The sequence below is a fragment of the Rhodococcus sp. 05-2255-3B1 genome, assembly GCF_002258545.1.
Classification (GTDB): domain Bacteria; phylum Actinomycetota; class Actinomycetes; order Mycobacteriales; family Mycobacteriaceae; genus Rhodococcoides.
Genome location: NZ_NOZC01000004.1, coordinates 220765 through 236615, shown reverse-complemented (window position 1 = coordinate 236615; position 15851 = coordinate 220765). Strand labels below are relative to the sequence as shown.

General features: G+C 64.7%; 14 protein-coding genes. 10 read left to right on the top strand and 4 right to left on the bottom strand.

Features of this window, described 5'->3' with window-relative positions:
- Positions 1-19: 19 nt before the first annotated feature.
- The 8 genes from CH249_RS03280 to tuf all read left to right on the top strand — a co-directional run bounded on the left by CH249_RS03280 (position 20) and on the right by tuf (position 7690).
- Positions 20-1438, top strand: coding sequence for a guanine deaminase (locus CH249_RS03280; RefSeq protein WP_256981167.1), 1419 nt, complete (start codon positions 20-22; stop codon positions 1436-1438).
- Between the two features lie 42 nt (positions 1439-1480).
- Entirely contained in the window at positions 1481-2002 is a 522-nt protein-coding gene (locus tag CH249_RS03275; protein WP_094646949.1) for a hypothetical protein, read from the top strand.
- A gap of 14 nt (positions 2003-2016) precedes the next feature.
- The gene (locus tag CH249_RS03270) at positions 2017-2535 is read left to right on the top strand and encodes a DUF3558 domain-containing protein (protein WP_094629689.1); all 519 of its coding nucleotides are present in this window, start codon (positions 2017-2019) and stop codon (positions 2533-2535) included.
- Positions 2532-3059: a DUF3558 domain-containing protein gene (locus CH249_RS03265; RefSeq protein WP_032394009.1), complete on the top strand. Its 528-nt coding sequence runs from the start codon at positions 2532-2534 to the stop codon at positions 3057-3059. Before CH249_RS03270 ends, CH249_RS03265 begins: the two co-directional genes overlap by 4 nt.
- A gap of 293 nt (positions 3060-3352) precedes the next feature.
- Positions 3353-3727, top strand: a complete 375-nt coding sequence (gene rpsL / locus CH249_RS03260; protein WP_008714048.1) for a 30S ribosomal protein S12 — start codon at positions 3353-3355, stop codon at positions 3725-3727.
- A gap of 1 nt (position 3728) precedes the next feature.
- Positions 3729-4199 (top strand): 30S ribosomal protein S7, encoded by a 471-nt coding sequence (gene rpsG, locus CH249_RS03255; protein WP_003941856.1) that lies wholly within the window; start codon positions 3729-3731, stop codon positions 4197-4199.
- 95 nt (positions 4200-4294) lie between these two features.
- Positions 4295-6397 (top strand): elongation factor G, encoded by a 2103-nt coding sequence (gene fusA / locus CH249_RS03250; RefSeq protein WP_045199098.1) that lies wholly within the window; start codon positions 4295-4297, stop codon positions 6395-6397.
- Positions 6398-6499: 102 nt separating this feature from the next.
- Positions 6500-7690 carry an elongation factor Tu gene (gene tuf, locus CH249_RS03245; protein ID WP_008714056.1) on the top strand — a complete coding sequence of 397 codons (1191 nt, stop codon included), beginning with the start codon at positions 6500-6502 and terminating at the stop codon, positions 7688-7690.
- Positions 7691-8157: 467 nt separating this feature from the next.
- Here tuf and CH249_RS03240 read toward each other — a convergent pair whose 3' ends face one another.
- From CH249_RS03240 to CH249_RS03230, 3 genes are read right to left on the bottom strand one after another with little or no spacing between them, the layout of a single operon-like run.
- Positions 8158-8532, bottom strand: a complete 375-nt coding sequence (locus CH249_RS03240; RefSeq protein WP_143544357.1) for a hypothetical protein — start codon at positions 8530-8532, stop codon at positions 8158-8160.
- A gap of 24 nt (positions 8533-8556) precedes the next feature.
- Positions 8557-9108, bottom strand: a complete 552-nt coding sequence (locus CH249_RS03235; RefSeq protein ID WP_094682179.1) for a hypothetical protein — start codon at positions 9106-9108, stop codon at positions 8557-8559.
- Positions 9108-10040 (bottom strand): DUF6286 domain-containing Asp23/Gls24 family envelope stress response protein, encoded by a 933-nt coding sequence (locus CH249_RS03230; RefSeq protein WP_094682178.1) that lies wholly within the window; start codon positions 10038-10040, stop codon positions 9108-9110. The genes CH249_RS03235 and CH249_RS03230 overlap by 1 nt, the downstream gene beginning before the upstream one ends.
- Positions 10041-10225: 185 nt before the next feature.
- Here CH249_RS03230 and ilvA point away from each other — a divergent pair, with 185 nt between their 5' ends.
- Entirely contained in the window at positions 10226-11389 is a 1164-nt protein-coding gene (gene ilvA / locus CH249_RS03225; protein WP_217901372.1) for a threonine ammonia-lyase, read from the top strand.
- Positions 11390-11411: 22 nt separating this feature from the next.
- Here ilvA and CH249_RS03220 read toward each other — a convergent pair whose 3' ends face one another.
- Positions 11412-12548, bottom strand: a complete 1137-nt coding sequence (locus tag CH249_RS03220; RefSeq protein ID WP_256988067.1) for a hypothetical protein — start codon at positions 12546-12548, stop codon at positions 11412-11414.
- Positions 12549-12667: 119 nt separating this feature from the next.
- On the opposite strand from CH249_RS03220, the gene CH249_RS03215 reads away from it, so the two are divergent.
- Positions 12668-15799: an arabinosyltransferase domain-containing protein gene (locus CH249_RS03215; protein WP_094682177.1), complete on the top strand. Its 3132-nt coding sequence runs from the start codon at positions 12668-12670 to the stop codon at positions 15797-15799.
- The last annotated feature ends 52 nt before the right edge of the window (positions 15800-15851 follow it).

Here is a 15851-nt window from a genome sequence, read left to right as displayed (position 1 = left end):
CTGTGCTTGAGTCTGGCGGGTGACTTCCGAAATCGCACGCGTGTACCGCGGCCACATCTTCCACGTCGCAGGCTCGCCCACGGTGACGGACGCGGCAGCCGCGTTGGTGTCGATTCCCGACGGTGCGCTCGCGGTGTCGGATGAGGGAAATGTCGAGTTCTGTGGCGAGTTCGATTCTCTCCCAACCGGATTCGCGCAGGTCCCGGTGGTCGATCACCGTCCGGGGTTTCTGCTGCCCGGTTTCGTCGACACTCACATTCACTTTCCGCAGACCTACGCCGGAGATTCCTACGGCGGCGGGCAACTGCTCGAATGGTTGAACACCTGCATCTTCCCGTCGGAGTCCCGCTTCGCCGATCCGGAGTTCGCTGCCGCTGCGGCCCGAGACTTCTGCGCCGCGCGCATCCGAGCCGGAACGACGCAGGCGATGGTGTTCGGATCGGCGTTCCCGCACGCGCAGGATTCGCTGTTCGCCGAGACGCTCGAGCACGGACTGCGGATCGTCAGTGGACGCGGGGTCCAGACCACCGGACCGGCGTCGGCGCAGGCCTTGATCACCGGCGAGGACGAGGCCATCCGGCTGGTGTCCGAGGAGATCGAGAAATGGCACGCAGCCGACACCGGCGACGTCGACACGGCGATGCTGCACGTGGCCGTCGTACCGCGGTTCTCGCTGTCGGTGACGACGGAGACGCTGAAGAACCTCGGTGAGCTCTACGATTCCGTCCGCGCGCGCGGTGTCTACTTCCACACACATCTGAACGAGAACAACCGGCCGGGAACCGGAGAGATCGACGCCACCAAGAACGCCTACGGTGTGGCCACATACCTCGATACCTACGACGGCAAGTTTCTGCCGGGCTCGCAGGTCGGCGGAAAGAGCTTCCTGGGTCGGCGCACCATCCTGGCCCACGCGGTGCACTGTCAGGACGTCGAACTCGCGCGAATGGCGGAGACAGGCACCTCCGTCGCGCACTGTCCTACCTCGCAACAGTTTCTGGGCTCGGGCACGATGCCGTGGCAGCGAACCGTCGCCGCCGGGGTGAACATCGCCATCGGTTCGGACTTCGGCGGTGGTGACGAGTGGCTGCTGCCGCAGGTTCTCGCCGATGCGTTCAAGGTGCACATCTCCGAGCCGGGCGACGCGGGTCTGTCGCTGCATCCGGCCGAACTGCTGTTCACCGGAACACTCGCCGGAGCCCGAGCGCTGGACATGGAGAACCGGATCGGCAATTTCGACGCGGGCAAGGAGGCCGACTTCGTCGTGGTCGATCCGTCCGCATGGCCGCAGCTCGCGGTGGCCGTCGACCACGGTGTCCGCGCCGACGATCCCGAGCTCGCCCGCGATCAGACCCTGTTCGCGTTGCTGATGGCGATGCGCGAACCCGCCATCGTCGGCGTCTACGTCCGGGGCCGGAAGCTCGCCGCTTCGCGGTAACGTATGGCGACTCGCGTCCACAGGATCAGGAGACACACAGGTATGGCTCGTCTGACTCGATTCGGTCTACTCGCAGCTGCATTCGCGGCTGTGAGCACCATGGCCCTCGCGCCGGTCGCACAGGCCCAACCGCCTGCCGATGCGCCGTCCGCACCCATCGAGAACGCGCCCCCGCCCGGACCGGTTTCGGTCCCCGTCCTGCAGATCCCCAACCTCGGCGTCACCGTCGGCGGACTCGTCGTTCCGGATCAGTGGATCGGCACGATCGAGGTCGCGAGCACCGACACGCCGGGACAGACCCACATCTGGGGCCGCGCCGCCGAGCCGCGGATCTGCGCGTCCTACCAGAACTTCGCCAGCCTGCAGGTGGACTTCGTCAACATCGCCAACGGACGCACCGGGTCGGTGAACGCACCGATCTGCCAGCAGGGAAACGGCGTGTTCGTGCCTTCGGGCCCGGTCGTCGCAGACACCGGTAGCGGACCGATTCTGTTCACCGCTCATGTTCTGGCCTCCGGCATTCTGTTCGACATTCCGGGCGTCGGCGGATTCTCGGCCCCGTAGATGTGAGCCACTGGATGACGAGACGGTTCGCGATGGTCGTGGCGGCAACAGCGGTGCTGATCGCCGGGTGCGGCGGGGCGGAAGACGACGCTGCGCCGCCGGAGGACACTGCCCCGACCACCGCGGCATACGAGCCCGGTCCCTTCTTCGGCGAATGCGGATCGATCACCGACGCCGAGGTGCAGTCCGCGTTCGGCGCGGGCCCGTTCGCTCAGATCACCCGTAATTCCGTCGGTTGCCAGTGGGAGACGGTCGGGTTCGGCGGACCGGGTGTCAGCTTCTCCTGGTATCGAGGCAGCCCCATCGGACGCGAACGCGCCGGTTCCGAGCTGATCGGCCGTCCGGCGAAGGACATCGAGATCGACGGCAACCCCGGCTTCGAGGCCGAGCAGGGTGCGTTGTGCGAGATCGGCGTGCAGTTCGGCGACGACTTCTTCCATTGGTCCATCACGTACTCCGACCAACCTGCGGCGCGCCCGCCGTGCGAGGTCGGAAACGAGCTGGCGACACTGACAGTGGAGCGCAAGCAATGAGAATCCGACGCGTCCTCGCCGCCGCAGCGACCCTGCTGCTCGTCGCAGGCTGTTCCCAGACCGTGCAGGGCACGCCGCGGCCGGCGAGTTTCGGTGGGTCCGGTGGCCGAGAATTCACCGACTTGTTGACCGAGTGCGACGCCGTCTCCGACGACCAGATCCGCGATACCACCGGTGCCGACGCCATCGCTCGCGGCTTCTTCGGGGCCATCTGCCGGTGGGATCTCGTCGGTTCCGCAGGCACGGTGAAGGTCACCTTCAACTGGTTCGAGTCCGGAACTCTGGCGGCCGAACGAGCCGCCGACGAGAAGATGATGTACACCGTCACCGACACAACAGTGCAGGGCCGCAAGGCAATCCAGGCCCAGCGTCCCGACGACTCCGCGTCGTGTGGCGTCTCGGCCGGGGCGGATCGGGACGGCATCTTCGGATGGTGGGTGCAGTACCGGCCGGACGCCGCCCATCCCGATCCGTGCCAGGCCGCCGCGAAGCTCGCCGATCTCACGCTGAACCTCAGTCGTTGATCGCGTACCCACGCGAGGGGTGTTTTGACCCGAGGTCACGCCGCCGGGTATCGTTATGGGTCGTGTCCGGCCTGCCCGGACCGTTTGTGTGCCTATGCGAGGTACAGCCGTGCGCACGTTCGCTCCAAGAGCGCGCAACCGGCTGGACGTGTGGGGGTATGCGACACACCCGACCGCGGGGTGCAAGAGACCCGCGGTAGCAGTACTGGAGCAGCAGCAGTACCGGGTGAGGAGCAGTGTTCTCTTGCTCCAACTGCTAGATCCCTGTTTATCGACACGAAGAAAGCCGGTTCATGCCAACGATCAACCAGCTGGTCCGTAAGGGACGCACCGACAAGGTTGCGAAACTGAAGACCGCTGCCCTCAAGGGCAGTCCCCAGCGCCGTGGTGTGTGCACTCGCGTGTACACCACCACCCCCAAGAAGCCGAACTCCGCTCTCCGTAAGGTCGCGCGTGTTCGCCTGACCTCCTCGGTCGAGGTCACCGCATACATCCCCGGTGAGGGTCACAACCTGCAGGAGCACTCGATGGTGCTCGTTCGCGGTGGTCGTGTGAAGGACCTCCCGGGTGTGCGTTACAAGATCATCCGCGGTTCGCTCGACACCCAGGGTGTCAAGAACCGCAAGCAGGCTCGCAGCCGCTACGGAGCCAAGAAGGAGAAGAGCTGATATGCCACGCAAGGGCCCAGCACCCAAGCGGCCGCTGATCAACGACCCGGTCTACGGATCGCCGTTGGTCACGCAGCTCGTCAACAAGATCCTCCTCGACGGCAAGAAGTCGACCGCAGAGCGCATCGTCTACCAGGCGCTCGAGCAGGCTCGCGAGAAGACCGGCACCGACCCCGTCGTCACGCTCAAGCGTGCACTCGACAACGTCAAGCCGGCCCTCGAGGTTCGCAGCCGTCGCGTCGGTGGTGCCACCTACCAGGTGCCCGTCGAGGTTCGTCCCGGCCGCTCCACCACGCTGGCACTGCGCTGGCTGGTCACCTTCTCGCGCGCTCGTCGCGAGAAGACCATGGTCGAGCGTCTGGCGAACGAGTTGCTCGACGCCAGCAACGGCCTCGGTGCCGCTGTGAAGCGCCGCGAAGACACTCACAAGATGGCCGAAGCCAACAAGGCGTTCGCCCACTACCGCTGGTGATCTCCTCGCTCGGGCGGCATCCGGAACTATCCGATGCCGCCGGAGCGTTGATCAGCTCAGGCAATACCTCTTCCAACACCAAGGCGGGTTAACTCGTGGCACAGGACGTGCTGACCGACCTCAACAAGGTCCGCAACATCGGCATCATGGCCCACATCGATGCCGGCAAGACCACCACTACCGAACGCATCCTCTTCTACACCGGTATCTCGTACAAGATCGGTGAAGTTCACGATGGCGCAGCCACCATGGACTGGATGGAGCAGGAGCAGGAGCGTGGCATCACGATCACCTCTGCTGCCACGACGTGCTTCTGGAACGACAACCAGATCAACATCATCGACACCCCCGGTCACGTCGACTTCACCGTCGAGGTGGAGCGCTCGCTCCGCGTCCTCGACGGCGCAGTCGCAGTGTTCGACGGCAAAGAGGGCGTCGAGCCGCAGTCCGAGCAGGTCTGGCGTCAGGCCGACAAGTACGACGTACCGCGCATCTGCTTCGTCAACAAGATGGACAAGCTCGGCGCGGACTTCTACTACACCGTGCAGACCATCATCGATCGTCTCGGTGCCAAGCCGCTGGTCATCCAGCTGCCCATCGGCGCAGAGAACGACTTCGAGGGCGTCATCGACCTCGTGCAGATGAAGGCTCTCGTGTGGAGTGGCGAGACCAAGCTCGGCGAGAAGTACGAGATCCAGGAGATCCCGGAACACCTCAAGGAGCGCGCGGACGAGTACCGCACCCAGCTGCTCGAGACCGTCGCCGAGTCCGACGAAGCGCTTCTGGAGAAGCACTTCGGTGGCGAAGAGCTCACGGTCGACGAGATCAAGGCTGCCATCCGCAAGATGACGGTCAACAGCGAGCTGTACCCGATCCTGTGTGGATCTGCGTTCAAGAACAAGGGCGTTCAGCCCATGCTCGACGCGGTCATCGACTACCTCCCGTCTCCCCTCGACGTTGCCGAGACCATCGGACACGCCGTCGGCGACGAGGAGAAGGAGATCACTCGCAAGCCGTCCGCAGACGAGCCGTTCGCAGCTCTCGCGTTCAAGATCGCGACCCACCCCTTCTTCGGCAAGCTGACCTACGTCCGGGTGTACTCGGGCAAGGTCGACTCCGGCGCTCAGGTCATCAACTCGACCAAGGGCAAGAAGGAGCGTCTGGGCAAGCTCTTCCAGATGCACTCCAACAAGGAGAACGCGATCGCGACCGCATCTGCCGGTCACATCTACGCCGTCATCGGCCTCAAGGACACCACGACGGGTGACACGCTCTGCGATCCGCAGAACCAGATCATCCTCGAGTCCATGAGCTTCCCGGACCCGGTCATCCAGGTCTCGATCGAGCCGAAGACCAAGTCCGACCAGGAGAAGCTGGGAACAGCGATCCAGAAGCTCGCCGAAGAGGATCCCACCTTCTCGGTGAAGCTGGACGAGGACACCGGCCAGACCGTCATCGGCGGAATGGGCGAGCTGCACCTCGACATCCTCGTCGACCGTATGCGTCGCGAGTTCAAGGTCGAGGCCAACGTCGGTAAGCCGCAGGTCGCGTACCGCGAGACCATCCGCAAGACGGTCGACAAGCACGACTACACCCACAAGAAGCAGACCGGTGGCTCCGGCCAGTTCGCAAAGGTCATCATCAAGCTCGAGCCTTTCGAGGGCGAAGACGGTGCGACCTACGAGTTCGAGAACAAGGTCTCCGGTGGTCGTGTGCCCAGGGAGTACATCCCCTCGGTCGACGCAGGTGCTCAGGACGCCATGCAGTACGGTGTTCTCGCCGGATACCCCCTGGTCAACGTCAAGGTCACACTGCTCGACGGTGCGTACCACGACGTCGACTCGTCGGAAATGGCCTTCAAGGTCGCCGGCTCACAAGCGTTCAAGGAAGCTGCTCGCAAGGCCAGCCCCGTCATCCTCGAACCCGTCATGGCCGTCGAGGTCATCACTCCCGAGGATTACATGGGTGAGGTCATCGGCGACCTGAACTCCCGCCGTGGTCAGATCCAGGCCATGGAGGAACGCAGCGGTGCCCGTATCGTCAAGGCATTGGTTCCGCTGTCGGAGATGTTCGGCTACATCGGAGACCTTCGGTCGAAGACGCAGGGCCGCGCTAACTACTCCATGGTCTTCGATTCCTACGCAGAAGTTCCTGCGAACGTCTCGAAGGAAATCATCGCGAAGGCGACCGGAGAGTAACTCTCTTCAGCTGCTGGACCACGCTCGACCTGTAATAAGTAACAACACATACGCGTGCTTGCCCCGTCGGGGCCGGCACAGATCAGTCCAGGAGGACACACAGTGGCGAAGGCGAAGTTCGATCGGACGAAGCCGCACGTCAACATCGGCACCATCGGTCACGTTGACCACGGTAAGACGACGCTGACGGCTGCAATCACCAAGGTTCTGCACGACAAGTTCCCGGACCTGAACGAGGCCTCGGCTTTCGATCAGATCGACAAGGCTCCGGAGGAGAAGGCTCGTGGTATCACGATCAACATCTCCCACGTCGAGTACCAGACCGAGAAGCGCCACTACGCGCACGTCGATGCACCGGGTCACGCCGACTACATCAAGAACATGATCACCGGCGCGGCACAGATGGACGGCGCAATCCTGGTCGTTGCAGCAACCGACGGCCCGATGCCGCAGACCCGCGAGCACGTGCTGCTCGCCCGCCAGGTCGGTGTCCCGTACATCCTGGTCGCACTGAACAAGGCCGACATGGTCGACGACGACGAGATCATCGAGCTCGTCGAGATGGAGGTCCGCGAGCTCCTCGCTTCGCAGGAGTTCGACGAGGACGCACCGGTCATCAAGGTCTCCGCACTCAAGGCACTCGAGGGTGACGAGAAGTGGGGCGAGTCGGTTCTGGAGCTCATGCAGGCCGTCGACGATTCCGTGCCGGACCCCGTCCGTGAGACCGACAAGCCGTTCCTCATGCCCGTCGAGGACGTCTTCACCATCACCGGTCGTGGCACCGTGGTCACCGGACGTATCGAGCGCGGCTCGGTCAACGTCAACGAAGAGGTCGAGATCGTCGGCATCCGCCCCGGCTCGACCAAGACCACCGTCACCGGAATCGAAATGTTCCGCAAGCTGCTCGACTCGGGTCAGGCAGGCGACAACGTCGGCCTCCTCGTTCGTGGCATCAAGCGCGAAGACGTCGAGCGTGGACAGGTCATCATCAAGCCGGGCACCACGACTCCCCACACGGAGTTCGAGGGCAACGCTTACATCCTCTCGAAGGACGAGGGCGGCCGCCACACGCCGTTCTTCAACAACTACCGCCCGCAGTTCTACTTCCGTACCACGGACGTTACGGGCGTCGTGACCCTTCCCGAGGGCACCGAGATGGTCATGCCCGGTGACAACACCGAGATGTCCGTCACGCTGATCCAGCCGGTCGCCATGGATGTCGGCCTGCGTTTCGCAATCCGTGAGGGCGGTCGTACCGTCGGAGCCGGTCGCGTCACGAAGATCATCAAGTGATCTAGTTCCACCAGCTGTACCGAAGCGGCACTCACCCGAAAGGGTGGGTGCCGCTTTTGCGTGCGCCCGCCCGTTGGCGTCAATGGACCATTGCACCACTCAGACGTATGCAGTGGTTCATTCACGCGGCCCGAGGTGTGTCACCCTCCGTGCGTCAATGGACCATTGTCGCGGTCAGACGTATGCAGTGGTTCATTCACCGCCGTGGTCTGCCGAAGCGGAGGGCGCCTGATCAAGACCGAGTACGCCGCGGTGTCGTGAGCGAATATCAGGGCCGAGGCTGCGGCAAGTCATGGTCGTCGAACCGACAGTGAACACTCCACGCGGAAAGACGCAGCCCGGCATCGAGATTCATGGCCGAAGTTCCTGCGGCTGATCATTGCTGCCGATTACACCGATTAGGACCGACGGCACTGCGCAACCGAAACGTGGGACACGAGCAGTCGATGGCTCTGGGCGAACAGGCACTAGAAGGGACCGATACCTGCGCTGATCGGTGCCGCGATGGCTGCAACGATGGCTATGGACGCCCAGAACGTCGGTGAGTCCAGCATCAGACCGCCTGCGAGACCACACGCGGCGACGACGACGCCGCATCCCACCAGCAGACCCGACCCGACGGCAACGTGTGTTGCGTCGACACGATGGGGATCACGGCGCGATCTGAGCCACACCATCGTTCCCGAGGTGACGAAGGCGAGGGGCGCGAAGAAGAAGACCGAACTGCCACCGAGCTTCGATGACACTGTGGCGATCAGCAGTACGGTTCCGAATGCCACGGGCACGGCGAGTGGCATTCCGCCGGACCATCGCTCGAACCTACTGCGCGTCGTTGCAACCATGACGCAACCATACCGATCGGACCGTTACCCTCGCTTGTCGACGTGCAGTTGAATGCGGGTGGCGACGTGTGTATCGGCGAGTGATTCGGCCACGAAGGCGGCTCGTGATTCGGCTCGGGCGGTGAATGCGACGACATCGAAATCTGCTGCAGCATAGACGGATACAGCAACAGTAGGCATCCCGCGATCGTCGATCGCCGTACCGCGGGCGCGTCGAACACCGGGGAACTCGGCCAACTCCGCGGCGACGCCCGAGGCAATGGCGCTCAGATCCACGTGCGCCGAGAAATGAGGCTCCTCGATGACGCTTGCTGTTCCGGTCGTGCGTGGAGAGAAGTTGCCGATCAGTAGAAGCAGCGCCACGACCACTGCGATGCAGACAACCACAGCCAGCGTCGGCTCCCACCAGCCCTGTTCCGGTAGTTCCGAAATCCGTGCGCGGTCGAAGCGAGACAGCGTTTCTCGCGCCCACGGAACGTCGTAGTGCCAGGCAAGCGCGAATCCGCCACCCGCGATCAACCCCACTCCGGCCACGATCGCGAGCAGTCGATCGACACCGGCGACGAACGTCTTCATCACGACACCCTCGTCGGAGCTGCCACCGACTGCTTCACCGTCAGGCGTCGCCCGCCCGCAGCAACCGACAGTGTCGGAGCCAGTGCCTCGCGCACGTCGACGTCGACACGGTCGGCATCGTAAGCAGCATCCCGCTCGACTCGCACCTCGATCTTCCTGCGCGTGACGACGGTGTGTGCGTCCACCACTCCGCGCGTGGACTGCGCTGCAGCACTGCACAATCGGGCGATGTCCGTGGCTGTGGCCCAGACCGTGGACGCGCCCAGGCCCGAATGCGTCTTCGTCCGCGGCTTGACCCCGATGAACACGAGGATCAGCCCGGCGAAGACGGCGGCGATTGCGGCGGCGACCATCCAACTCTGCCAGTGCAATCCGGCTGTCCAGGACACAGCGTCGGCGATCCATCGACGTCCGCCGAGGTGGCCGTGCGCGATCAGGAATTCCCTACCGGCGACGAAGGCGAGACCGAGAAGCGCGAATCCCAACAACAGTGCCACCGGCATCGCGGCGGGCCCGGCCGTGGGTGGACGAGGTGGAATCGCTTGCGATTCTTCGGTATCCGAGATCGACGAGGAACCGGTGTCCAGTGTGGCGTCCGATACCAGGACGTTCACTCGATGCACGTGCAGCCCCGTCATCGTCGCCAACGCGGCCTCGACGGCGGCGTGCACGGACGCGGTCACCTCGGTGATCTGCGACGGCCAGGTCACACCGATGTAGAGGTTGACTGCGATCGTGTCCTCGCCGAGGGTGACGTCGGCGCGGGGGAGTTCTCGACCCGTCAGTCGCGAGAAGCCGCCGGTGGTGCGCGTGACCCGAGGATCCTTCAGTGCCGCCGCGATGGCGGTCCGAGAAATGGCCCGATCCTTGATCTCGACGCTGCCACGCATCTCGAGGCCGTCGTCGACCTCGTCGGATCCAGCCTGCGTCATCACCGAGAATCCTTTGCGCCGGTCGCGGGTCGCTGTGGTGCGGCACGCGCTCCACAACTGTAGTGACGACCGTCTGCGGATGATGTCACGAGAGTAATTGTTCCTGGCATACTGCCACCGTGTCGGAAATTGTGCGGGTCACCGCGTCGGATATTGCGTCGGCCGAGGAGCTGCTGGAGCCGGTCATGCGCCGGACCCCCGTGGTGGCCTCGCGAATTCTGTCGGACCTCACCGGCCACGAGGTGCGCCTCAAGTGCGAGAACCTGCAGCGCACCGGATCGTTCAAGCCGCGCGGGGCGTACAACCGCATCGCCCGGCTCGACGCCGAGCAGCGTGCACGCGGGGTCGTCGCGGCCAGTGCCGGCAATCATGCGCAGGGCGTCGCCTGGGCGGCGTCGCAGGTGGGGATCGACTCGACCGTGTTCATGCCGGTCGGAGTGTCGCTACCCAAGCTCGTCGCCACCAAGGCCTACGGCGCAACGGTTCATCTGGTGGGCAACACGGTGGACGAGGCACTGAAGTCGGCGCGGGAGTTCGCCGAACGCACCGGTGCCACTCTCATTCATCCGTTCGACCATCTCGACATCGTCGCGGGGCAGGCGACGCTCGGTACCGAACTGCTCCAACAGATGCCGGACGTCGGCACCATCGTGATTCCCACCGGCGGTGGGGGACTGCTGGCCGGCGTCGCCGCGGCGGTCAAGCTGACCAAACCCGATATCAGGATCGTCGGGGTACAGGCCGAGGGTGCTGCCGCATGGCCGGCGTCGCTGAAGGCGGGCCATCCCATCGCGTTGACATCGATGTCGACGATGGCCGACGGCATCGCGATCGGCCTGCCCGGATCGGTGCCGTTCGATCACGTGCAGGGCTGGGTCGACGACGTGGTGACCGTGAGCGAGGATGCGCTCTCTCGCGCGTTGGTGCTGTGCATCGAGCGAGCGAAACTCATCGTGGAGCCGGCGGGTGCCGCGGCGGTGGCAGCGCTGATGACGCATTCCGCGGACGAACTCGGATTGACCGGCTCCGTGTGTGCCGTCCTCTCCGGCGGGAACATCGACCCGCTTCTGCTCACCCACGTGATCACCCACGGTCTCCGGGCGGGTGGACGTTATCTCGCTGTACGCGTGACCATTTCGGACAAGCCGGGCGGTCTCACCGGCGTACTCGGAGTGGTGCGTGATGCCGGGGCCAGCGTCGTCGACGTCGTCCACTCCCGTACCGGCGGACGCCTGGGGCTCGAGGAGGTCGACGTGATGTTGACCGTCGAGACCCGCGGACCCGACCATCGAGGTTCGGTGCTCGATGCCTTGGGTGCGGCGGGCTACGCGGTGCATGTCGAGAACTGACCCGGTTATCGAGACGACCGATTCAACGACGCAGGCTTCGACGGATCACCTGGCCGACACGTGAACCTGCGCTACGCATGAAGAACAGGGCCGGTGTCCAGTAGCTTCGTCGAATCGCTGTGTGCACGGCCCGCTGCAGGTCGACGTCGGTGACACCGGACTCGTCCATCGCGGCGAGTGAGGTTTTCAGGTAGCCGCGATCGGCGCTCGTCAGATCCATTCGACGAACAGCGCGTATGTCGATGATCTCGGGGAACGTCGTGCACTGTGCACCTGCGGCCGCCAACCCGATCCGGGTGCGAACGCACTTGGCGCACCTGCCGCAGTTGAAGGCCCCGTCGGGGTTCTCCCAGCAGACCCGCAAATGGTTCATCGCGGTCCGGTTCTCGCCGATCCGACGAATCTTGCCCAGACGGTGCAGTTCGAGTTCGTGGTGCTCGAACTCGACTGTGCCACTCGACCACAAGGGGTCGAGGTCGGGATGAGAGCCCCACGGTGTGAGTTCCTCGCGGCAGTTCGACGACGGGATGATGACAGTGCTCAGGTGTTGCGACAACGCCAGACCGACGTGCGCCAATGCGGCACCGTGAAAGTCGTATCCCCAGTCGAGCGGTAGTCGGTCGCCGAAGGCCGACCTCATCGTGGTCTTGACCTCGATCAACGGTTTGTTCAACTCCGCCGCCGACTCCCTGGCTGCGGCCGAGGCTCGGGCCGCCAGGTTCTCGTCGTCGACATCGATGTCGAAACCGTGCACGAAGATCAGGTGAGTGATGCGATCCGATTCCGTGATCGCCGAGTAGAAGCTGTCGACGCCGCCGCTGAAGAAGCAACCCACTCCTGTCGCGCCGGTGGCGACTCGGCCGGGTTCGGCGGAGATCGACACTTCTCGAAAACGCTTGGGATACCAGTCGAGGAAGACCTTCTGAGCCCCGGATGCACCTCGAAGCGCGGTCGAATCCACGGGGCCGTCGAACGTGATGTCCCAACCCTTGCGCATTCCGGCCGTCAGGAGCGGCGGAAGCCAGGGGGTGGCGGAATGGTCGAGCGAATAATTGGACTCCGTCGTCACTCGAGTCTCGACACCCGACGGAGTCGTTATTCGCGCGGTGATGCGGTCGGCGTCGGTGCCTTCGACATGCACCGCCATCGGGCTGATCACGGTGGAGAGTGTGCCACAGGGAGAGTTGTCCAGACCGGATTCGTCTCGACGGGCCCCTTCAGGACCGGCTGGTAGCTTGAGCAGCGACTTGAACCAGGACATCGGTGGGAGATATTTGCATGGCTCGGCTCGTCGCGATCGTCTCCGCTGTCCTGGGAATCCTGTTGACGATCGCGATACCGCTGCTGCCGATCGAGCAACAGCAGTCCTCCCTGACCTGGCCGCAGAGTGAGACGATCGGCAGCGTCGAAGCTCCGCTCGTCGGCTACACCCCCATCGGCGTCGACGCGACGATTCCGTGTGCTGCCGTCGAACAGTTGCCCGGCGGCGGTCTGTTGTTGTCGACCTCGCCCAAGGGATCGCCCGACGCCTATCGCTACGGTCTCGTTGCCGAGGTGACGGGTGGTGAGGCATCTCAACTGAAGGTGACGTTGCGTGATTCGGTCCTCCTCGAGAAGCCGGTCTCCGAACTGACCGACTGCGCGTTGACGATCACCTCGAACGGTACGGCGACCACGGTCGAGCTGACCGACGCCGAGACCACCACTCGCGAGGGCGACGTCCGGCCGCAGCTGGTCGGAGTCTTCAGCGATCTTCGAGGCACCGTCGACGGCCTCGCGCTGACAGCCCAGCTCGACAGTCGATTCTCGTCGACCCCGAGCGCGCTGAAGTGGTTCGCGATGATCGTCGGTGTGCTCGCCACGGGCATCTCGCTGGTGGCGCTGCACCGCCTCGACCTGTCCGACGGCAGGCGCGCCCGACGCTTCCTCCCTCGTCGATGGTGGACGTTCGGCGTGGCCGACGGCGTGGTGATCGGGACCCTGCTGGTGTGGCACCTCATCGGTGCGAACACCTCCGACGACGGTTACCAGCTGGGCATGGCGCGCACGGCCGATCACGCCGGGTACATGGCCAACTACTTCCGCTACTTCGGGGTTCCCGAGACACCTTTCGGCACACCGCTGTACGACATGTTCACCCTCCTCTCGCACGTCTCGACGGCCAGCGTGTGGATGCGGTTGCCGACGCTGATCTGCGCTGTCGTGGCATGGCTAGTCATCAGCCGCGAGGTGATCCCGCGGTTCGGTGCGGCCGCTCGCGCGTCGAAGACGGCGTTGTGGACCGGCGGTCTGGTGATGCTCGCGTTCTGGCTGCCGTACAACAACGGCTTGCGCCCGGAGCCGTTCGTGGCGCTCGGAGTGTTGCTGACGTGGTGCTCGGTGGAGCGCTCGATCGCCACCCGCAGGTTGCTGCCCGCAGCCGCGGCGATTCTGATCGCGGCGTTGACGGTCACGTGCGGACCCTCCGGATTCATCTGCTTCGCGCCGTTGATCGCCGGGGCTCGACCGGTGTTGCAGATCGTCGTCGCCCGCGCGCGTGACTTGGGTTATCGAACACCGGGCAGCACGACACTGGGAGCGGTGACGCTGCTCGCCCCGCTGGTCGCGTCGGGCACGGTTGTATTGGTGTTCGCGTTCGGCAACCAGACCGTGGCGGGCATGCTCGAGATGCAGCGTGTGCACAATGCGGCCGGTCCGAGCCAGGCCTGGTTCGACGAGTACCTGCGCTACCAGTGGCTGATGAACCTGGACATCGACGGCTCGCTCGCGCGTCGCTTCGGGGTGTTCGTCATGATCGTCTCGCTGATCGCAGTGGTCGTGGCGATGCTGCGCAAGGGCGGCAAGATCCCCGGTACCGCAACGGGTCCGGCACGGCGGATCGTCGGCATCACCGTCGGCGCGATGGCCCTGATGATGATCACCCCAACCAAGTGGACCCACCACTTCGGTGTCTTCGCCGGACTCGCTGCATCGGTTGCAGTACTGGCAGCGGTGGCGACCGGTGCCGCGGTGCTGCGTTCGCGACGCAACCGACTCCTGTTCGCTGCTGCGGTCTCGTTTCTGCTGGCCGTCGCGTTCACCGGAACCAACGGCTACTGGTACGTATCGGCGTGGGGAGTTCCGTTCTGGGACAAGCCGATCCTCGTTGCCGGCCTTGGCATCTCGACCATGTTCCTCGGCCTGACCCTGCTGCTGTTGCTCGCAGCGGTTTGGTTCCATCTTCGTGCGCCCTATGTGCGCACCGACACTCCGATGGCACGTTGGTGGTCGGTGCCGCCGATCGCGGTGGCGGCCGCTCTGATGGTGCTGCTGGCCGTGGCATCGATGGCCAAAGGCGCGGTGGCGCAATGGCCGTCGTACTCGATCGCGAAGTCGAACCTCTCCGCGCTGGCCGGTAACACGTGCGGTCTCGCCAACGACGTACTGCTCGAAACCGACCCCAATGCCGATGTGCTGCAACCGGTGAGCGGCGACGCATTCGCCGCGCTGGGTGCCGAGAACGACGGATTCACCCCGAACGGCGTTGCGGGTGATCTGACGGCCGACAAGGAGGCGTCGGCATCGGGTACCTCGAACACCGTCGACACCGAGGAGCAACAGCAGCCGGCGTCGACCACCGGTGCCGGAACCGGTGGCAGCGCACTGCCGTACGGCCTCGATCCGGAGTCCGTGCCGGTGCTCGGCTCGTTCGGGTCCGACACCCCCGCCACGCTGACGACCGGCTGGTACGCGTTGCCTGCCGATCCGGGCGACCTGATCTCCATCGCCGCTGCCGGACGCATCCGCTCGGTGGACTCCGACGGCATCGTCACCTACGGGCAGAGCCTCGAACTCGAGTACGGAGTGGACGGGCAGGCGCAGGGGCGGGTGACGCCCATCGACATCGGTCCGACGCCGTCCTGGCGCAACCTGCGTGTACCCATGGATCGGATTCCGGCCGGCACCAACATGATTCGCCTGGTGCTCTCCGACACCGATCGCGATCCCGACCAGTGGTTGGCGATCACGCCGCCCCGAGTTCCGCGTACTCAGACGCTGAACGAGGTCGTCGGCCGTGACGCTCCGGTGATGCTCGACTGGGAGGTCGGGTTCAACTTCCCGTGCCAGCATCCGTTCGACCATCGTCTCGGGGTTGCCGAAATTCCGCAGTACCGGGTACTGCCGGACCGCAGCGGTGCCGTCATCACCAACGCGTGGCAGGACCACTTCGGCGGCGGGCCGCTCGGGTGGATCGACATCGTTGCCTCCGCCCGCACCATCCCGTCGTACCTGTCCGGCGACTGGGACCGCGACTGGGGGTCGATCGAGCAGTACACCCCGTACGACGAGTCGGCGCAGGCGGCGCAGATCACAGCAGAAGAGGTGCAGCGTTCGGGTCTGTGGACGCCCGGTCCGATCAAGACCGGTTAATCTCTACGCGTTCGGAAGTCCTTACACCGACCAGGAGAGAAACGGGGATAGG